18 protein-coding genes are annotated in these 19,252 nt (G+C 52.1%); 6 read left to right on the top strand and 12 right to left on the bottom strand.

Features of this window, described 5'->3' with window-relative positions; all coding sequences use genetic code 11:
* Positions 1-510: 510 nt before the first annotated feature.
* Positions 511-2,271, bottom strand: coding sequence for an adenine deaminase C-terminal domain-containing protein (locus NDK47_RS03655; protein ID WP_251873563.1), 1,761 nt, complete (start codon positions 2,269-2,271; stop codon positions 511-513).
* Between the two features lie 136 nt (positions 2,272-2,407).
* Between NDK47_RS03655 and NDK47_RS03650 the strand changes: the two genes are divergently transcribed.
* The 4 genes from NDK47_RS03650 to NDK47_RS03635 all read left to right on the top strand — a co-directional run bounded on the left by NDK47_RS03650 (position 2,408) and on the right by NDK47_RS03635 (position 4,873).
* Positions 2,408-2,944 carry a YgaP family membrane protein gene (locus NDK47_RS03650; RefSeq protein WP_251873562.1) on the top strand — a complete coding sequence of 179 codons (537 nt, stop codon included), beginning with the start codon at positions 2,408-2,410 and terminating at the stop codon, positions 2,942-2,944.
* Between the two features lie 18 nt (positions 2,945-2,962).
* Positions 2,963-3,100, top strand: coding sequence for an EYxxD motif small membrane protein (locus NDK47_RS03645; protein ID WP_251873561.1), 138 nt, complete (start codon positions 2,963-2,965; stop codon positions 3,098-3,100).
* Positions 3,101-3,188: 88 nt separating this feature from the next.
* Positions 3,189-3,629, top strand: coding sequence for a MarR family winged helix-turn-helix transcriptional regulator (locus NDK47_RS03640; protein WP_251873560.1), 441 nt, complete (start codon positions 3,189-3,191; stop codon positions 3,627-3,629).
* Between the two features lie 20 nt (positions 3,630-3,649).
* Entirely contained in the window at positions 3,650-4,873 is a 1,224-nt protein-coding gene (locus NDK47_RS03635) for an MFS transporter (protein WP_407653427.1), read from the top strand.
* Between the two features lie 74 nt (positions 4,874-4,947).
* On the opposite strand, the gene purD is transcribed toward NDK47_RS03635, so the two are convergent.
* The 4 genes from purD to NDK47_RS03615 all read right to left on the bottom strand — a co-directional run bounded on the left by purD (position 4,948) and on the right by NDK47_RS03615 (position 9,002).
* Positions 4,948-6,213 (bottom strand): phosphoribosylamine--glycine ligase, encoded by a 1,266-nt coding sequence (purD, locus tag NDK47_RS03630; RefSeq protein ID WP_251873558.1) that lies wholly within the window; start codon positions 6,211-6,213, stop codon positions 4,948-4,950.
* A 36-nt stretch (positions 6,214-6,249) separates the two neighbouring features.
* Positions 6,250-7,797, bottom strand: coding sequence for a bifunctional phosphoribosylaminoimidazolecarboxamide formyltransferase/IMP cyclohydrolase (gene purH / locus NDK47_RS03625; protein WP_251873557.1), 1,548 nt, complete (start codon positions 7,795-7,797; stop codon positions 6,250-6,252).
* Positions 7,798-7,970: 173 nt separating this feature from the next.
* Complete coding sequence (locus NDK47_RS03620; RefSeq protein ID WP_251873556.1) at positions 7,971-8,369, bottom strand: hypothetical protein; 399 nt, start codon at positions 8,367-8,369, stop codon at positions 7,971-7,973.
* 165 nt (positions 8,370-8,534) lie between these two features.
* Complete coding sequence (locus NDK47_RS03615; RefSeq protein WP_251873555.1) at positions 8,535-9,002, bottom strand: SRPBCC family protein; 468 nt, start codon at positions 9,000-9,002, stop codon at positions 8,535-8,537.
* A gap of 187 nt (positions 9,003-9,189) precedes the next feature.
* Here NDK47_RS03615 and NDK47_RS03610 point away from each other — a divergent pair, with 187 nt between their 5' ends.
* Positions 9,190-9,759 (top strand): sigma-70 family RNA polymerase sigma factor, encoded by a 570-nt coding sequence (locus tag NDK47_RS03610; RefSeq protein WP_251873554.1) that lies wholly within the window; start codon positions 9,190-9,192, stop codon positions 9,757-9,759.
* Positions 9,746-11,101 carry a hypothetical protein gene (locus tag NDK47_RS03605; RefSeq protein ID WP_251873553.1) on the top strand — a complete coding sequence of 452 codons (1,356 nt, stop codon included), beginning with the start codon at positions 9,746-9,748 and terminating at the stop codon, positions 11,099-11,101. The genes NDK47_RS03610 and NDK47_RS03605 overlap by 14 nt, the downstream gene beginning before the upstream one ends.
* Positions 11,102-12,279: 1,178 nt before the next feature.
* Here the strand turns inward: NDK47_RS03605 and purN are convergent.
* From purN to purC, 7 genes are read right to left on the bottom strand one after another with little or no spacing between them, the layout of a single operon-like run.
* Positions 12,280-12,888, bottom strand: a complete 609-nt coding sequence (purN, locus tag NDK47_RS03600) for a phosphoribosylglycinamide formyltransferase (protein ID WP_251873552.1) — start codon at positions 12,886-12,888, stop codon at positions 12,280-12,282.
* The gene (gene purM / locus NDK47_RS03595; protein ID WP_251873551.1) at positions 12,885-13,925 is read right to left on the bottom strand and encodes a phosphoribosylformylglycinamidine cyclo-ligase; all 1,041 of its coding nucleotides are present in this window, start codon (positions 13,923-13,925) and stop codon (positions 12,885-12,887) included. Before purM ends, purN begins: the two co-directional genes overlap by 4 nt.
* A 29-nt stretch (positions 13,926-13,954) precedes the next feature.
* Positions 13,955-15,373 carry an amidophosphoribosyltransferase gene (gene purF, locus NDK47_RS03590; RefSeq protein ID WP_251873550.1) on the bottom strand — a complete coding sequence of 473 codons (1,419 nt, stop codon included), beginning with the start codon at positions 15,371-15,373 and terminating at the stop codon, positions 13,955-13,957.
* On the bottom strand, positions 15,358-17,601 hold the full coding sequence (gene purL, locus NDK47_RS03585) for a phosphoribosylformylglycinamidine synthase subunit PurL (protein WP_256481330.1): 2,244 nt from the start codon (positions 17,599-17,601) through the stop codon (positions 15,358-15,360). Before purL ends, purF begins: the two co-directional genes overlap by 16 nt.
* The gene (gene purQ / locus NDK47_RS03580) at positions 17,582-18,274 is read right to left on the bottom strand and encodes a phosphoribosylformylglycinamidine synthase subunit PurQ (protein WP_251873549.1); all 693 of its coding nucleotides are present in this window, start codon (positions 18,272-18,274) and stop codon (positions 17,582-17,584) included. The genes purL and purQ overlap by 20 nt, the downstream gene beginning before the upstream one ends.
* Before the next feature lie 3 nt (positions 18,275-18,277).
* A complete protein-coding gene (purS, locus tag NDK47_RS03575) occupies positions 18,278-18,526 on the bottom strand; it encodes a phosphoribosylformylglycinamidine synthase subunit PurS (RefSeq protein ID WP_251873548.1) in 249 nt (82 codons plus the stop codon).
* Positions 18,519-19,238, bottom strand: coding sequence for a phosphoribosylaminoimidazolesuccinocarboxamide synthase (gene purC / locus NDK47_RS03570; RefSeq protein ID WP_251873547.1), 720 nt, complete (start codon positions 19,236-19,238; stop codon positions 18,519-18,521). Before purC ends, purS begins: the two co-directional genes overlap by 8 nt.
* Positions 19,239-19,252: the final 14 nt, after the last annotated feature.

Genomic DNA, 19,252 nt, shown 5'->3' with positions numbered 1-19,252 from the left:
TACAGGCCCGTGGCTGTGGCTGAATGAGGACTTCCAAACTATTACCAACTTCCTGCTATCCGCGAAAAAAGACAGAAAAATCAGCCATTCCTATCATATCAAAACACTTTGGACGATCGCCATAAAGAAATCTGGCACCTCTCGATTTCTCCGCGATTTTTCGTCAGCGTTCTTCAAGCATTCTCTGTTTTCTTTCCGTTCGTGCTGCCTTTTCTGTCCCTTCTAGCATTCTCCTCATCGCGAATTGAATCCCCCTTTTACTACTCTTTATGTGTTGACAAAAATAAATCGAGCTGTCTCAACAGCCGGCGTTCACCCGTCGTTATACAGATTTTGCCAGCTACAAGAATAGATACAGCTTGATTCTTATTCATTTTAAAATAAATTAGAAAATTTACAAGAGAAAAAAATATTTTTTTATTATACATATACTCCCAACACATAGCGGAGAATTTCATGCTGAAAAAGAATATATCAATACTTCGCTAAACTAAAGAATCGACAGTCTTTTTATTCCACTGCTTGACTGGGTACAAGAATATCCCCCGTCTTGACTTCCACGATCCCTTCAGCCGAGAGCCGCACATAGGGAAGATGCGTGGCCGTAAAGAACAGCAGGGAATAGAGCGGGTCCAGATGGGGATATCCCTTGCTCAAAATCCAGCGCGTCAGACCCTCGGCCATCTCCATCACTTCGCTCATGGGTGCAGGGGAAAACCGTCCAGCCAAGGGCAGCGGGCATTCACAAACGATTTTTCCTTGTTCACAGGCGACAACCCCGCCCCCCAGTTCCAACACCCGCTGCAACGCCTGGGCCATGGCCTGGGCATTTCGCCCTAAGACGAGCCAATCATCAGATGCTGTATAGGTGCTGGCCAGCCCCTCGATATGCTTCCCGTACCCTCTGACGACTGCTTGGGTCATCCTGTTCTTTTGCAAATTGATCAAGCAAATGAAAGCCAGCTCCGGGTCCTCTACAAGAGAAACATGGCCGTTATCATCGACGGGCAAATCTTCATACTCCAGCTTGGTAATGACTGCATTCAGCATCTGGATGACTGGTATTTTCTCGCTTTTTGCTTCTATAGAGAACCACGCTTCGTCCACCTTTACCCGATGGTCCGTTACCGGTGGAAAATGATAATCCGACCACTCAGGTTTTTCGGTCGCTACCAGAAGGCTTCCCCCTTTTGCGGACAACTGGCCGTTTGCAATGACGGTATGCGGTGTAGGCTCCTCTGGAGTGGCCAACAACAGCAAATCAGCCAGACGACCCGGAGCAATTCCGCCCACCTCGCTGTCGATGCCGTAGTAAACTGCCGGATTGAGCGTCGCCATCACATACGCTTCTTCCGGTGGCATGCCCGCCTCGATGGCTACCCGGATCGTTCCGTCCATCAAGCCCTGACGATACATTGGCGGTGTGCTGCCGTCAGAGGTAAGCATCATTCTCGGCGACCAGGGGATGCCCGCTTCGATCAGTCCCTGAACCAGTATCGGCAAATCGGGACGGATGCTAGAATGTCTCAGCGTCGCATACATGCCAAGCCGCAGCCGACGCAGCACCTCCTGTGCCGTCATACTCTCATGGCAAGCGGTTATCCCGGCAGCCGCTGCGATATTTAGGGTTTGTTCTGATGCTCCCGGATGATGTCCCTCCATCCGTTTCCCCAGATCCAGTGTCCGTTTGATTCCATAAAGGAGCGTCTCGTCCTCTTTGAGCACACCTTGCCAGTCAGTCAGCTCTCCTCCCTGGATGACACGGGGATGCTCCAGCATCCGGTTCAGACCTTCTCTGTCAAATGGCGCTGCCGCTTCCGTCCGTCTCATCTGGGGGTCCAGTCTTCCCCAGAAGTATTGCTTTACGGGGTGTTTCGCCACCTTTTCCATCAAGGCCGCTACCTGTTCAAACGGAAGACTCATCAGCATCAGGCTGTCCGAAATCAGTGTGGTTGTTCCCCGCTCCAGGGCAAAGTCAGCCAAGGTAAAGGGATTGTACCATTGAAAAGGATGCGCATGCGGTTCGATGTAGCCGGGCACCGCATAAGAACCCGCCGCCTCGATCACCTCTGTATGATGCCCGATAACCGGTTCCTTCTCTCCTACATAAGCAATTCTTTCACCGGAGACGGCGATATGGACTTCTCGCCATTCCTTTGTATAGACATGCAAAACCTTGGCACCCTTGATCCACATGTCGGCAGCCTCTTCCCGCCTGGCGACGCGCAGCAGCTTCAGATAATCAGCTTCCCCGATCGGGCGAATACGCATATTGACCCCTCCTGTTCAAATCGACTTACGAACTACCTGCTTTAATGCTTCGCCACCTTAGAAACATTTTCCTTGGCTGTTTTCCTTCCTGCCGTACAAACTAGGCTGTAAAGACATGTTGGACAGGAGGATTCTCATGCGAAAAAACGTCGGTACCGTAGATGCCATGATTCGCATCACTGCCGGATTGGTGGGTTTGGCCTATGGGGTTGGCAGAATGAGCCGCCGTCCCTACCGAACGCCTTGGTTGCTGATGGCGCTGTCGGCGATGAAGGTGGCAGAGGGAGCCACTCGCTTTTGCCCCATGCTGTATGCAATGGACACCGAAACCGTGACCAACAAGGGTGTGAACAAAATGGTGGGCAAGATGACACAGGCTGGAGTACGGGCAGCCATGAACCGAATGACAGGGGCAAAAAGCGGTTCAGGCAGTGAAGCACAAGCCAGAGATAAAGAAAATGCCTCCCAAATCACAACTGACATGACATCACAGCGTACATCTGCTCACACCCATGATCTTTCACCAGAAGACAAACAGTTGGAAACCGCAGTACGCAATTTTGTTTCTTCAGCGGATGATTTTCACACGACAGCGACAAGTGACGCCCGGGAGAAGTCCACACCCTCCGAGCGCTATAGCCGGGATGAGCATTTTTACCCCACCTATTCATAAAAGGAGGAGGATGATCAGATGACGGTGGTCGGCTCCCCTTTCTACGAATGGTTCACGCATAATTTTTTTGTGATTGCGATCATCATTGGCTGTGTGGCTGTGATGGGCTACTTCTTTTACGACACACGTAAAAACAAGGGGAGATATCGCCAGTGAACGGCGTATCCTCCTTTTTTCATTTACAAATTTACTTGTTCCACTTATAATTGTCATAACAACTAATTTTGAACAGGAGATGTGACCCTTGGATGTCCTTCGCTATGAATCCATCGGTTTTCTTTTGGGTGTTACCTATCGGCGTATCAGTCATTTTGTCTCCATACGCCTGCGGGAGCTGGATCTGACTCCGGAACAGTTTGCGGTTCTCCTTCGCTTGCGTGAGCAGGACGGCATCAATCAGAAGGAAATTGCTGCGCGAACGGCCAAGGATCAACCGACCACAGCCCGCATCCTGGACGTTTTGCTGCGAAAGGAGCTGATTGAGAAAAAGGTCAGCGAAGCAGATCGTCGCGCTTTTTTGATCTATCTGACCGAAAAAGGAAAAGCCTTTACAGAACAGGCGATTCCGCTTGAAGAACAAGCGCTCAAAGAGATGCTGGCAGGGATTGATCCTGAACATTTGCAGTTATTCAAAGAGATACTTTTGACCATTCAGACAAACATCAATCAAGACATCACAGAGTAGGAGTGGAATTGTTGGAAGAGCTGAGAGAGAATCATACTGCTTTAAAAAGAGAGAAATTATGGACAAAGAAATTTGTTCTGCTTACGTTGTGCAACCTTTTTCTGTTTTTGAATTTGCAAATGATGACCCCCGCTTTCCCGGCTTATGTGACCGATCGATTCGGAGCCAGTGACTTCCAGACAAGTCTGGTCATCAGCCTGTTTGCTTTTTCTGCCGTCATCACCCGGATTTTTACCGGAAAAGCACTGCAAACGAAAAAAAGCCTGACGATCCTGCTCCTCGGCATTACCGTCGTCCTTCTCGCCACAGCCGGCTACATCTGGTCTGGATCGTTGATGATGCTGTTTGTGATGCGTGTTTTATTCGGTGCCGGATTCGGTATGACAAGCACCACCTTTCCTACCCTTGCCGCCAATGTCATTCCCAATCAACGGATGGGGGAAGGCATGGGTTATTTTGGTTTGTCCTCCAGTCTTGCCATGTCGATTGCTCCAGTCATCGGACTCTTTATTTTGGGAAAATTCGGTTTTACCGCCCTGTCCGTTTCAGCCATCGTTTTGGTTATCGCCATTCTTCCGCTTTTGCGCGCCGTTCAGCCCGAGTCAGTCAGCCGAACCACTGCGCATCAGCCACAAGCACAAGCAACTGATACAAACAGCCGTATCCCCCGAATTATCTGGCTGCCAGCTTTCCTCAATCTGCTCTTGGGGATTACCTACGGCGGACTGATCAGCTTCCTGGCGCTCTTTGGAAAGGAAGTTCAGATCGAAAACGTCGGCTGGTTCTTTCTGTGCAACGCAGGCGCGATGGTGCTGATTCGTCCAGTCTCCGGAAAGCTGTTTGACAAGCTGGGCCATTGGGCTGTTCTCCCACCGGGAGCGCTTTGCGCGGTAATCGGACTTTTGATCCTCCCGCATGCGACCAACGTGCAGATTCTTCTGCTCGCCGCTCTGTTCTACGGACTCGGATACGGAACGATCCAACCGTCGATTCAGGCCTGGATGATTAAAGAAGTTTCTCCGTCCCAGCGCGGGATTGCCAACGGACTTTTTCTCAACTCCATCGATCTGGGCATCGCACTGGGGGCCATGCTGCTTGGCGTGATTGCATCGGCTACCAGCTACTCCGCCATGTTTGGCTGGTCCTCCCTGTGCATGGTGCTTTTCCTGGTCATCTATCTGGCCTACCAGCTCGTATGGAGACGGGTGAAGCAGCCGATTGCCGGAAAAGAAATGAACGCCTGACGCTGAACCAAAAAACCTCCTTGCCACTCACCGTGGTTTGGAGGTTTTTTCGTCATGACGTATGCCGTTTTGCTTTATTTACCCAGCGCCCGACTGGCGATATCAGTCCGGTAATGCGCTCCTTCAAAAGAAATCGACTCGACAGCCTGGTAGGCAGCTTGTCTCGCTGCCTGCAAATCGCGGCCGATGCCGGTCACTCCGAGCACTCGACCACCGCTTGTGGCCGTTCCCTCCGAGGTTTCCACGGTGCCGGCGTGAAACACAGCGACTCCTGCATGCTTCCGATCCAATCCCTGGATGAGCAGCCCCCTCGGATAGTCAGCCGGATAACCGGGTGCAGCCATCACCACACAGACTGCGCTCTCCTGCTTCCAGGCGACGTCCAGGGAAGCCAGCTCTCCATTAACCGTAGCCAAACAGATCTCAAGCAAATCTGTTTCCAGGAGCGGCAAAATGACTTGCGTCTCCGGATCGCCAAAGCGGGCATTGAATTCTACCACCTTCGGCCCCTCTTCGGTAATCATCAAGCCGGTGTACAATACGCCACGAAACGGAATGCCATCCCGCGCCATCCCTGCTGCCATCGGCTTTACGATGGTTTCCACGATCGACTCGACAAGCTCCTTGGACATTTGCGGCACAGGCGCATAGGTGCCCATCCCCCCTGTATTGGGGCCTTGGTCGCCGTCATACACACGTTTGTGATCCTGCGAGGTGACCATCGGCTTTACCGTCTCTCCATCGACAAAAGAGAGAAGGGACAGCTCCTCCCCCTGCATGAACTCTTCGACAACGACACGAGCCCCGGCCTGGCCGAACGCATGCTCCTCCATAATGGTATAGAGCGCCTGCTCCGCTTCTTCCAGTGTTTCCGCGACGATGACTCCTTTTCCTGCAGCCAATCCGTCTGCTTTGACGACGATGGGTGCTCCCTGTTCACGCACGTAGGCAAGGGCCGATTCGTAATCAATAAACGATTCGTAGTGTGCAGTGGGAATGCCGTATCGCTTCATCAAATATTTGGCGAAGGATTTGCTGCCCTCGATCTTGGCAGCCTGGCCGCTCGGTCCAAAAACCGGGAGACTGCGTTCCTCAAAGAAATCGACAATCCCGCCCAGGAGCGGGTCCTCCGGGCCGACGATCGTCAAATCCACACCCTCGTCTTTGGCGAATTGAGCCAATGCTGCAAAATCATGAACGGGAATCGGCACGTTCTTTGCCAACAGGGCTGTTCCTCCATTGCCAGGGGCACAAAAAATCTTGTTTACTTTGGGACTTTGCGCCAGCTTCCAGACAATAGCATGTTCACGGCCGCCGTTGCCGATTACCAGTACGTTCATCGTATTCCCCTCCTGAGAACATCCTTTTTACTCTTTCTAATGCTTAAAGTGTCGCACACCTGTAAAGACCATGGCAATCCCAAATCGGTTACACGCATCGATTGAATCCTGATCCCGGACTGACCCGCCCGGCTGGATAATCGCGGTAATCCCTGCTGCAGCAGCCGCCTCCACGGTATCGGACATCGGGAAAAAGGCATCCGAGGCAAGCACAGCGCCCCGCCCTTTTTCCGCAGCCTGTTCGATGGCGATCTTGGCCGCACCGACCCGATTCATCTGTCCAGCCCCGACGCCAATCGTCATGTTGTCTGCTGCCAGTACGATGGCATTGGATTTGACGTGCTTGACCACCCTCCAGGCAAATTTGAGCTGTGCCAGCTCTTCCGCCGTCGGCTTTCGATCCGTGACGACGCGAATCTCATCATCGGCGAGCTGTTTGAAATCATAATCCTGCACCAGTGCTCCGCCCGCAACAGGAGCGATTCGCAGAACGGCAGCTTCCTCTTGGGCAGACGACAGATTGGGCAGGCGCAAAAGACGCAGATTCTTCTTCTCCATCAGGATATCCAGCGCCTCCTGACTAAAATCGGGAGCCAGGATGATTTCCAGAAAGGTCTCCTTCATCAGAAGTGCGGTTTCCTTGTCAATCGGGCGGTTGGCTGCCACAATTCCCCCAAAAATCGAGACGGGATCTGCTTCATACGCTTTTTGGTACGCTGCCTGTACATCTTTTCCGATGCCCACACCACAAGGATTGGAATGCTTGATGGCCACGACAGCCGGCTCTGTGAATTCACGAACAATGGCAACAGCAGCGTCTGCATCGTTGATATTATTATAGGAAAGCTCTTTGCCATGCAGCTGTTCAGCCTCCGAAACGGCTGCCCCCCTGCTCAAAGGCTCCTGATAAAAAGCGGCACGCTGATGAGGATTTTCCCCATACCGCAAATCCTGTACCTTCTCATAAGTGACGGTCAGGTTTTCCGGAAACACTTCTCCGACCACTTGATTCAAGTATTGCGCGATCAGTGCATCGTAAGCAGCTGTGTGGCGGAATACCTTGGCTGCCAAACGACGACGGGTTTCCAAAAGGGTGTCACCGGATGCCTCGATTTCGCTGGACACCTGTTCGTAGTCTGCTGCATCCACGACGACGGTGACGAATTGGTGATTCTTGGCCGCTGACCGAAGCATAGTCGGTCCGCCGATATCAATATTTTCAATCGCTTCGGCATACGTAACACCCGGCTTTGCAATCGTCTCCTTAAACGGATACAGATTGACAACCACCAGGTCAATCGTCTCGATGTTCAATTCTTTCAACTGCTGAAGATGCGACTCGTTGTCGCGTACAGCCAAGAGGCCACCATGAATATTCGGATGAAGCGTTTTGACACGTCCGTCCATGATTTCTGGAAAACCGGTTACATCGGAAATACCAATCACGGGAATACCCGCTTCCTTGAGGAGAGCAGCCGTCCCACCGGTAGAGATGATCTCAACCCCGGCAGCAGCCAGGCGACGAGCAAAAGGAACCAATCCAGTCTTGTCCGAAACGCTAATCAGTGCTTTTTTCACACTCACGTAAAGAACCTCCTGACTTTTTCAGAAAACGTATGAAAAACACGAACATTATATAAATATTAAAACATAATCGTACGTTTTTATCAAGGAATCCAAAAAACAAAACGCAGCCATTCCGTGCCGGAGCACTAAAGGACTGCGCTTGCGCTTCTTCTTTCCATGACGACTTCTGATCAGATCAGGGGCCGCCTCTTGTTGCTTTGCATTTTCTTGATCCGTTCCCGCAAAGATATACTTTTCGGTGTCTTGCCTTTATCGCTGGCCCTGTTTCCGCTTGCCTTGGTAGGGCCTTTCTTCTGCTCTCCCTTTTCTTTTACCGGATGGATCATCAGATTATTCACCTGATCGGGCGAAATCGGCTTTCCATCCTTGACCTGCTGTTTTACCTTTTTCTTCGTCTCATCGGAGAGATTCAGTCCCATACCGCCCAGCTCATTCAGCACAGAATCAATATTTCCAGCCCCATTTTTCGGCACTTTCTCTGCAAGCTTGATAAGGTCATCCATGGTCCATTGGCGTCCCGTTCGTTTGCTCAGCTTTCCGAGCAATTCAGCTACGATATCCCGGTTCATCTCGCTCCTCCTTCTTTCCGCCTTCCTTTTACTCTATGTCAGGGCTGGAAAAAAGTTTTTCCTCAGGCGCGATCTATCTAGGTTTTTTTGTTGAAAGGATGTCCCGGAGACGCAACCGATCGGTACCCTTCCCGCAGACGAGAAGCAACAGAGACCTACTCTGCCTTATTCACAGCATTTCTCAACGGGCTGGGCATTGACGTACTTTTCCAGACCCGCGAACGCCATGTTCCATGCCATTTCAAACCAGGCGCGCGCGGCCTCCCATTCCGCTGTCGCTCCCCAGCCATTGTGAATCAGCTGAATGTTCGTTCCATCCCCGTCAGGCAAAAACGAAATGACCACTTGTGTCAGCGGTCGAACCTCGTTCATCAGGGAAGCAAACTGTCTGGTCCCTTTCCACTCAAAAACCAGAAGCTTGCCCGGTTCCAGCGCCAATATCTTGCAACCGATGGTGCTGTCATTTTCACGATCATCAGGCGCCCAGAACAATTCATATTTTCCGCCGACTACCGGCTCCACTTCTGCCGCGTTGGTCAGCCAGTTGGCCAAATGCTCACTTTTTGTAAAGAACTGAAATGCTTGCTCAGGTTGACAGGATAGTCTTACGCTTTTGTGTATGATCTTGTCCATGTTTTTCCTCCCCTTCCAGGTGCTTGTCTCCATTATACGATGAAAGGGGAGCAAACTGCTTCTTCTCGTTAGCTCTCTCAGAAGGAAAATCACCCAGCTCCTAAATAAACCTTGAGTATGTAGCGGAACTCGTGACGTAGTAAAGATATAGAGAAAAGAGTGGGAAAGGAGCTGGACATCAAGAGAGATGAGCATCAGCGACGAGAACCTGACAGCTGAACTGAAAAAGCGAAACCCTGCGGCGTTGGAATATGCGATGAATCTGTACGGCAAACACGTCTATGCTCTGGCTCACCGCATTATGGGCGGGATGGGAAAGCGAGAAGATATCGAAGAGTGTGTCAGTGATGTCTTTATCACCGCGTGGAAAAAGATCGGGGAGTTTGATGAAAGCAAAGGATCATGGAGAACCTGGCTTCTGATCCTGGCCAAGTACAAAGCTTTGGACTACCGGCGCGCTCTTCAGAGGCGGGCTAAAGCTCCCTCGCCAGACGATCCGCCCGCTCAGATGCCTGTAGAGGATGTGGTCATTTCCCGGGAACGCTCTGCCGAGATTGTCCGGTTGGTAGACAGCTTGTCCGAACCAGACCGAACCATTTTTATCAGACGATATTTTTCTTATGAGTCGATGGAAACAATCGCAACCGCGATGGGCTTGACGAAAAGGGCTGTAGAAAACAGGCTTTTTCGCACCCGACAAATCCTGAAACAGCAGCTTCAGCCTGAGGGAGGGGAGGATTCGCATGAGACATATTGAGGATAAAGACGATAAAGATGTATTTGACCTGATCGATCGAGTCCAGCAAGAGGATTGGCTGAACTTGCGTGATGTCCCGGAGCTGGTTTCGCAAGCATCTCCCTGCCTGGATGACAAGACGCTGGATAGAATCAAGTCCCGGACATGGAGGGAGCTTGGCGTGCAGCCTGTCTCCCAGCGCCGTACTGGCAGACGCCATAACAAATGGGCGGTCTCTGCTGCCATCCTGCTGGTACTGCTAACGGCGGCCATCGGCATGTCTGAGGAAGTCCGTGCCGAACTGAAAAGGGTCCTGCAGTTTCTCCCCGGTTTTGGTGCCGTAAGCGAGGAAGCCGAGCATCCCCTCTATGTCTTGGAGAAACCAGTTGTCCAAGAAGTGAACGGCACGACTTGGAAAGTGGAAGGCATTCTCCTCCAGGAAAAAGAAGCGTGGATCAAACTGAGCGGAACAGGCGGTACACCACCTGACAAGGTCACGCTAACAACAGACCCGCCCCAAAAGGAGCAATACGATTTTCAACGAGGCACTTCCACTTCCTCTACAAAGGGTTGGAAAGCGTGGTATGACTATCAGGGAAATATACCGCTTTCAGAAAAAGAAGCTGTCCACCTGCATCTTCCCTCTGCTGTCATTGGTCCGCTTCCCTTGGCTTTGGCCAAACAGGCTGATGATCTCCACGGTCTGGGGCCAACCGCCGAAGCAAACGGCGTCACCATAACAGCGGTGGTCACCCCGATGGAGCAGGACCGCTTGTGGGTCAATCTCCTGTCTCTTTTGCCGGATGAACTGCAGGCAGATTCGTATGGGGTCTACCCGATCAATAAGGACATCAAGCTGAGTCTGACCGATGAGAAGGGTCATGCGATCCAGATCGAAACCGAAGAGCCCTTTGTCAATGAAAAGGAATTCTACTTTACCAGACCGGCATCGGCAGCGGATGATTACCTCTTGTCGATCTCGCATATTCGCGTTGTCAATCGCCATGCACCCTTTGAAAAGGTATCATTGCCCCTCCCAGAGCAGGGAGCGGTGGAAATCGACCGAACCGTAGCACTGGATGGCCTTCCCGTTCACTTTTTCAAAGTGGAGCGAATTTCCCCTGAGTCGGTGCGCGTCTACATGAATACCCATTTTGACTCCACGCAGCCCAAAACACTGCAAAGCTTTCGGGTAGATATGCTGGACCCGGAGCGTATGTCCTACATGTGGAAGGTAAACGAGGAGACGGAAGCCATCGAGTTTATCGAGCTGGAAGTACGGCCGGAGATGAAAAAGTTGACCTTCTCCATCGGCGAGCCGATGTTCCTCATAAAAGGCCCTTGGCAGATTAATTTGGAGTAGCATACTCCTGGAAGGTGTTTTTTGGATATCAAAAAGGACGGGATGACGAACTCCCGTCCTGCACTCCCGACCTTTTTTGATTTATTTCGTAGCTCTATCCCCTCTTCGATTCAGTTTTTCAAGCGATTGAATAAACTCATCTACGGTCTGATTAAATAGCTCCGAAACAAATGGTTCTGTCGTTCTAAAGATCATCCAGAATAATTCGTATTTCTGCCACCCACAGGCTCTACTATTTTCATTATTTTCTATGTTTCGAGATAATATAGAACTGAACTAATGAACCAATCGCTCCAAGTACAAGAACTCCAAATATAGGTGGGGGAAGTTCCAAAACTATTATCTCAATCAGTAGGCTAAAAAACACAATTAAGGTAGTTATTTGTAAAATTATTTTTCTATTCATTTCAACCTCCATCCTTTAGCTAAATTTGTTTCATTTTACAAAACAGCCATCGTCCAAATAGACTAATGGCTGTTTCATAAAATTTTTAATATCCGCTAACCAAATCAAATTTGACACTGGTCCAATTTCTGTAATCCATAACTTTCTAAGCAGAACTAAGATGCTGCACCTGAACAACTTTTGTATTAGAAGTAACTTACTTGTGCCCAGTTACCACGAATTCTCCTTCGCTGTCGATATCAAATGTTCACTATAAATTGTTCAGGGTCTCGTACACTTTTTGAGCAATCTTTGCTTCTACTTTCGGAACAGACATTCCAACAGTAAAAGCCGTGAAACGCAAGAGAGAACAAAGCATAAATTTCAAGCTTCTCATTTTACTCATTACGCATTATCCTTTTTTTGGCAATACATAAACAATAACGCAAATTCACTTAAAATTCAAATAACTACATTTGTGGGTATTTTCGTAATGTGTAAATTTTATCTTTATATCATAAAAAAAATTGAATATTTTCTATCATGACAGTTGTCGACAACACCATATTTTAGTGATTCGTTTGAGAAAATGAACGACGCTATCAGCTACATTGAAGAAAACCTGACAAGAATTGATCATTCCGAATTGGCGTAAATCAGCAAAAGGAGATGACAGGATGAAATACAAGATTGAATGCTCGATTTCTTTGTGGAGGAAAAAGTGGTAGGGAAAAACCAAACGGGCGGACACCTACAGTATAGTCAGGTGTTCGCCCTTTTTTTACGAATGTTATTAACTGTCGATTTGTACCCGGTTTCCATCCAACCTTACTCTTCCGGCAAGTAGCTTGTCGATAACAGCTACCAGCAATCCATGCTCCACTTGATGAATCCGCTGACTCAAGGACTCCGTGGTATCCTGCTCAGACACCTCTACGGGAATCTGCGCGATGATCGGGCCGGTATCCAGCCCCGCATCAACCATATGCACCGTTACCCCCGTTATCTTTACCCCGTAGGAGAGTGCCTGCCCGACGGCATCCTTGCCTGGAAAGGCGGGCAGAAGCGACGGATGGAGATTGATCATCCGCCCTTCGTAGGCTTGCAGCAGTGTCTCTCCCACCAGCCGCATATAGCCTGCCAGGACGATCAACGAAACCTCACGCCGCTGCAGCTCCGCAACGATTTGCCGTTCAAAAGCCGCCTTGTCCGGGTACGCTTTGGGATCGAAAACGAACGTATCGATCTCAAACCGCTTCGCTCTTTCCAATACTCCCGCCCCCGGCTTGTCACAGACCAACAGCGAGACCTCGGCATCTGCCAGTCTGCCGTTTCTCACCGCTTCCGCAACCGCCTCAAAATTGGAGCCGTTTCCCGAGGAGAATATGGCTATGCGTTTCACTTCGCCACCCCGTTGTATGCGACTTTCCGCTCGCCGGTGCGAATGGAACCGATCTGGTACACCTGCTCGCCCTGCTGCTTCAGCGTTTCCATCGCCCGCTGCGCATCCTCCTGCGCTACGACTACAACCATGCCGATGCCCATATTAAAAGTGCGGTACATATCCTCCATGGAAATGTTTCCTGCCTCCTGCACCAGCGTGAAAATCGGCAGAACAGGCCAACTGCCCAGGTCAACTACAGCTTCCGTCCCCTCCGGCAGGACACGCGGAATATTCTCCGTAAAGCCGCCTCCGGTAATATGCGCCATGGCCTTTACCCTAACGGCTTCCAGCAGCGCGAGAATTTGCTTCACATAAATCCGCGTCGGGGTCAGCAGCTCTTCTCCCAGCGACTTGCCCAGCGCTTCCACATGCTCCGTGAGAGAAAGGCCACGATCCGCGAGCAGCACCTTGCGAACCAGTGAGAACCCGTTGCTGTGCACGCCGCTGGAGGCGATGCCGAGCAAAACGTCACCCGGCTGCACAGTCGCACCCGTAATCAGCTTGTCTTCGTCTGCCACACCCACGGTAAAGCCGGCAATGTCATACTCCCCTTCGGCATACATGCCGGGCATTTCCGCTGTCTCGCCGCCGATCAGCGAGCAGCCTGCCTGGGCACACCCGTCGGCGATTCCTTTGACAATCGCTTCGATTTTTTCCGGTATCACTTTGTCACAAGCCAGATAATCGAGGAAAAACAGCGGTTCTGCGCCCTGTACGACCACGTCGTTGACACACATCGCCACAGCATCGATTCCGATCGTATCGTGTTTGTCCATGGCAAAAGCAAGCTTCAGCTTGGTGCCGACTCCGTCCGTGCCAGAGACGAGCACAGGCTTTTTGTACTTGCTGGTATCCAGACGAAACAGGGCGCCAAATCCGCCCAGGTCGGTGAGCACCTCTGGACGGAACGTCCGCTTCACATGCTTTTTCATGCGTTCGACGGCCTGATTGCCCGCTTCGATATCGACTCCCGCTTGCTTGTAAGCATCACTCATGATTTCTCCTCCATGCTCCAATGGATCTCTCAGCACTTCGCCGCTGGCAGCGCAGCCTCAAACTCTATTTCTGTCGGATATTTGCCGTTAAAGCAGGCCAGACAATGTCCCCGATTGGGAGAGCCATCCTCGCGACCGATTGCGTCAATCATGCCCTCAACGCTGAGATAGCTGAGCGAATCGGCTCCGATGTAGCGGCGGATCTCCTCCACAGATTGAGAAGAGGCGATCAATTCGTCCCGGGTCGAGGTGTCAATCCCGTAAAAGCACGGGTTCATGACGGGCGGAGAGCTGATGCGGACATGCACTTCCTTCGCTCCAGCCTCGCGCAGCATTTGAACAATCCTGCTGCTTGTCGTTCCGCGAACGATCGAGTCATCGATCATGACCACGCGTTTGCCTTCAACCACTTTGCGGACAGCGGACAGCTTCATATACACGCCACGCTCGCGCAGCTCCTGAGTCGGTTGGATAAAGGTACGGCCGACATAGCGGTTCTTGATCAGCCCCAGCTCGTAGGGGATGCCCGTCGCTTCGGCAAATCCGATCGCGGCAGAGATGCTGGAGTCGGGAACCCCTGTTACCACATCTGCCTCTACCGGCGATTCCAGCGCGAGCTGTTTGCCCAGACGCTTTCGTGCCATATGCACGTTGATCCCGTCGATATCGCTGTCCGGACGTGCGAAATAAATGTACTCAAAGGTGCAGATGGAACGTTCTGTCTTGGGTGCAAAGGTAGACTCACGCACACCGTCCTGATCCACGACAATCAGCTCGCCCGGCTGTACATCCCGCCAATATTGCGCCCCGATAATGTCAAAGGCGCAGGTCTCGGAGGCGACACAGACGGCATCGCCCAGTCGTCCCAGCGATAGCGGACGCAGCCCGTTGGGGTCAAGCGCCATAATCATTTGCCGCTCATTCATGACCAGGAGCGCATACGCTCCCTTGATGTGCTGGAGCGCCTCGCGGACAGCTTCCGTCAAATCACTGCTCTTGGAGCGTGCGATCAGATGAGCGATAACCTCGGTGTCACTGGTAGTCTGAAAAATGGAGCCTTTGGCCTCCAATTCCTTGCGCAGAACAGCTGCGTTCACCAGGTTGCCGTTGTGGGCCACCGCCATACTGCCATGTGCGTAGCGGAAAAAGAGCGGCTGCGCATTTTCAATTTTGCTGGCTCCCGCTGTCGTATAACGGGTGTGTCCAATCGCGATATGGCCGCGAAAGGTGTTCAGATCGACCCCTTCAAACGCCTCCGCTACCAGACCCATGCCGCGATGTTTGTACCAGCGCTCGCCGTCAGAGGCGCAGATGCCTGCGCTCTCCTGACCGCGATGCTGCAGGGCGTGAAGCCCCAGATAGGTGAGCGGCGATGCTTCCTTGTGGTTATAGATGCCAAACACGCCGCATTCTTCGTTCAGTTTATCCCAGATTACCCGATCAAACATGGAATCGCATCCTTCCATGCGGCCTTCAAAGCTGTCAGCGAAGCACGTACAGCTTCGGTTCCGTTGATGTTCACCACCAGTTGCTCCGAGCCCGTTTTGCCAATCGCCTGAGCAGGCACTCCCTGCTTGGCCGCCAGTGCCAATACGGTCTCGGCATCTTCTGCGGCTGCGCTGATCAGGATACGGGACTGTGATTCACTAAACAGCAGTACGTCTGCTCGCAAATCAGAAGAGAGCGAGACAGATGCACCGATATTTTTGCCAAAGCACGCTTCCGCCAGTGCTACGCCAAGTCCGCCTTCCGACAGATCGTGGGCCGATTTGACCAGCCCTTGACGGATGGCATCCAGCACCAGCTTCTGGACAGCCGCTTCCTTTGCCAGGTCAATTTGCGGGGGACGTCCGGAAATCGTGCCGGTCACGTACTTTTGATACTCGCTGCCCCCAAGCTCTGCATAGGTTTCGCCAAGCAGGATGATGACATCCCCTTCGCCCTTGAAGTGCTGGGTCGTGATATGATCCACATCGGTGATCAAGCCGACCATCCCGATGGTGGGCGTCGGGTAGATTGCGTCACCGCTGCGTTCGTTGTAAAAGGAGACATTTCCCCCGATCACCGGCGCATTCAATACCCGGCAGGCTTCGCTCATGCCGTCCACCGCTTTTTCGAATTGCCAGAACACCTCCGGCTTCTCCGGGTTTCCGAAATTGAGGCAGTCGGTCACCGCGAGCGGCTCTGCTCCCGAGCAAACGATATTGCGCGCCGATTCAGCAACAGCGATCGCTCCGCCCACCTCCGGATCGAGGTAGACATAGCGTCCATTGCAATCCGTGCTCATTGCGAGGGCCTTGCGCGTACCGCGCACCATGACGACGGCAGCGTCGGAGCCAGGTCCAGCAGCTGTATTGGCGCGGACGATGTGGTCGTATTGCTCGTAGACCCATGCTTTGTTAGCCACAGTGGGCTGAGCGAGCAGGGCTTGCAGCATCTCATTCAAATCTTCCGGCTGCTTGATCGCTGCTACCGGGTCCACTTTTTCGTTTTCCACGTAGTAAGCAGGTACAGCGGACTTTCGATGGTAGACAGGCGCATCATCCGCCAGTGTTTTCACCGGCACTTCCGCTACCACCTCACCGTGATGAACCAGTCGGAGCAGACCGTCATCCGTCACTTTTCCGACGACGGCAGAAGCCAAACCCCATTTGTCAAAAATCGCCATTGCCTTGGCTTCCTGGCCCTGTCCCACGACGACCAGCATCCGCTCCTGCGATTCGGACAGCATCATTTCATAAGCGGACATGCCTGCTTCCCGCTGCGGCACCAGATCGAGGTTCATCTCAATCCCGTTCCCCGCCTTGGACGCCATCTCGGCGCTGGAGCAGGTCAAGCCCGCCGCTCCCATATCCTGAATCCCAACGACGATCCCCGTGTCGATCAGCTCCAGGCATGCTTCCAGCAGCAGCTTTTCCATGAACGGATCGCCCACTTGCACAGCTGGCCGTTTGTTTTCCGATTCCTCTGTCAGTTCTTCCGAAGCAAATGTCGCACCGTGAATGCCGTCGCGCCCCGTGCTTGCCCCCACGTAAATAACCGGGTTGCCAATGCCGCTGGCTACCCCTTTCTGGATTTTGTCGTGGTCAATCAACCCGACACACATCGCATTGACCAGCGGATTCCCTTCGTAGGTGGAGTCAAAATTGACCTCGCCGCCCACAGTCGGGATGCCGATGCAGTTGCCGTAGCCTGCGATCCCCGCCACGACATTTTCAAACAGGTATTGAACACGCGGATTTGTCAGCTCACCGAAGCGAAGCGAGTTGAGCAGCGCTACCGGACGTGCGCCCATGGAAAAGACGTCGCGGATAATGCCGCCCACACCTGTTGCCGCTCCCTGGTAAGGTTCAATCGCCGAAGGATGGTTGTGGCTTTCGATTTTGAAAACAACGGCCTGATTGTCCCCGATATCCACAATCCCGGCTCCTTCGCCCGGTCCTTGCAGTACGCGCGGTCCCGATGTAGGGAAACGGCCGAGAACGGGACGGGAGTTTTTGTAGGAGCAATGCTCCGACCACATTACACTGTAAAGGCCGGTCTCTGTCCAGTTTGGCTGGCGACCGAGAATGCTGACGACGAGCTGGTACTCTTCATCTGTCAGCCCCATGTCCCGGTAGAGACGCTGGTCGGCAATTTGCTGGGCAGTAGGTTCTCTATGCGTTGGCTTTGACACTGTTTCGTTCCTCCCATGTCCGTAGTATCGAGGTAAACATGCGCCGTCCGTCCGCGGAGCTCATCCACTCGTGAACAGCCCGTTCCGGGTGAGGCATCATGCCGAGCACATTTCCTTTTTCATTGCAGATCGCCGCGATATCCTCCAAAGAGCCATTCGGGTTTTCTCCGTTATAGCGGAAGACGATCTGGTTATTTGCTTTCAGCTTGGCCAGTGTTTCTTCGTCACAGTAATAGTTGCCCTCGCCGTGCGCGATTGGAATCTGAATCACTTCTCCCGCCTGATAGTCGCGGGTAAAGGCTGTTTCATTGTTTTCAACACGCAGGGCAGTCAGCTTGCAGCGGAATTTAAGCGAACGGTTTCGCAGCAGCGCTCCCGGCAGGAGCCCTGCTTCCGTGAGGATTTGAAAGCCGTTGCAGATGCCCATGACCAGCTTGCCTTCTTCCGCAGCCTTGGTCACCTGCTCCATGATTGGCGAGAAACGGGCGACAGCTCCGCAGCGCAGGTAATCCCCGTAGGAAAAACCGCCAGGGAGCAAAATGACATCGTAGCCCGACAAGTCGTTAGCAGAGTGCCAGATGTAATCAACCTGCACGTTCATCACATCTTCTACTGCCTGGAACATATCCACGTCAGCATTGGAACCGGGAAAGACGATTACGGCTACTCGCATCGCTCAGCCCTCCACAATCTCAAAGCGGTAATCTTCAATCACCGTATTGGCGAGCAATTTTTCACACATGGCCGAAATCCGCTCTTCCGCCTGACTCCGGTCGGAAGTATCCAGCTCGACCTCCATGTATTTCCCGATGCGCACGTCTTTTACTTCATCAAATCCAAGTGAATGCAGCGCTCCTTTGACTGCATGTCCCTGTGGGTCCAAAACGCTTTGACGCAAAGTTACGTAAACGACAGCTTTATACATGTGCTTCTCCTCCCAATCGCTTCAGCATTTCCTGATAGGCTTCTTCTACTCCGCCAAGATCGCGGCGAAAACGGTCCTTGTCCAGCTTTTCTTTCGTCCGGGCATCCCAGAAACGGCAGGTGTCCGGTGATATTTCATCGGCGAGGAGAATCTCCCCTTCCGGTGTACGGCCAAACTCCAGTTTAAAATCGACGAGCAGGATGTTTCGCTCCTGCAGATATTCGGTCAACACTTCGTTGACCGCCAGTCCCATTTTTTCAAGCTGGGCCTGGTCTTCCTCTGTGGCAATCCCCAGTACCTTGATATGGGAAGCATTGACGAGTGGGTCACCAAGCGCATCGTCTTTGTAGTAAAATTCAACGACAGGATGTGGAAGAGGCGTACCTTCCTCCATGCCCAACCGTTTTGCCAGGGAGCCGGCAGCGATGTTGCGAATCACAACTTCCAGCAGAATGATTTCCACCTGGCGGACTAACTGCTCCGTCGGCGACAACAACCGGATAAAGTGATTATCGATGCCCCGTTCCTTCAGCATGGTGAAAAAGATCGCCGTGATCCGGTTGTTGAGTTCTCCCTTGCCGGAAATGGTCGCCTTTTTTTCCCCGTTAAAAGCGGTAGCATCATCCTTGTACTCGACCCAATACTGATTTTCCAAAGACGTACGATAGATCCGTTTCGCCTTTCCTTCGTATAGTTGTTCTCGTTTTTCCACTTCCGAAGTCACCT

The sequence above is a fragment of the Brevibacillus ruminantium genome (genome assembly GCF_023746555.1).
Taxonomy (GTDB): Bacteria; Bacillota; Bacilli; order Brevibacillales; family Brevibacillaceae; genus Brevibacillus; species Brevibacillus ruminantium.
The sequence above is the reverse complement of the archived record's forward strand: the minus strand, read 5'-3'. Positions and strand labels throughout refer to the sequence as shown.

Bases quoted from the DNA above. Each gene is read 5' to 3' on its own strand.
- purD (WP_251873558.1), bottom strand. From the start codon at position 6,213: ATGAACGTACTGGTAATCGGCAACGGCGGCCGTGAACATGCTATTGTC.
- NDK47_RS03620 (WP_251873556.1), bottom strand. From the start codon at position 8,369: ATGAACCGGGATATCGTAGCTGAATTGCTCGGAAAGCTGAGCAAACGA.
- NDK47_RS03610 (WP_251873554.1), top strand. From the start codon at position 9,190: ATGAGCATCAGCGACGAGAACCTGACAGCTGAACTGAAAAAGCGAAAC.
- NDK47_RS03655 (WP_251873563.1), bottom strand. From the start codon at position 2,271: ATGCGTATTCGCCCGATCGGGGAAGCTGATTATCTGAAGCTGCTGCGC.
- purF (WP_251873550.1), bottom strand. From the start codon at position 15,373: ATGTTTGATCGGGTAATCTGGGATAAACTGAACGAAGAATGCGGCGTG.
- NDK47_RS03605 (WP_251873553.1), top strand. From the start codon at position 9,746: ATGAGACATATTGAGGATAAAGACGATAAAGATGTATTTGACCTGATC.
- NDK47_RS03645 (WP_251873561.1), top strand. From the start codon at position 2,963: ATGACGGTGGTCGGCTCCCCTTTCTACGAATGGTTCACGCATAATTTT.
- NDK47_RS03650 (WP_251873562.1), top strand. From the start codon at position 2,408: ATGCGAAAAAACGTCGGTACCGTAGATGCCATGATTCGCATCACTGCC.
- purS (WP_251873548.1), bottom strand. From the start codon at position 18,526: ATGTATAAAGCTGTCGTTTACGTAACTTTGCGTCAAAGCGTTTTGGAC.
- purQ (WP_251873549.1), bottom strand. From the start codon at position 18,274: ATGCGAGTAGCCGTAATCGTCTTTCCCGGTTCCAATGCTGACGTGGAT.
- NDK47_RS03615 (WP_251873555.1), bottom strand. From the start codon at position 9,002: ATGGACAAGATCATACACAAAAGCGTAAGACTATCCTGTCAACCTGAG.
- purM (WP_251873551.1), bottom strand. From the start codon at position 13,925: ATGAGTGATGCTTACAAGCAAGCGGGAGTCGATATCGAAGCGGGCAAT.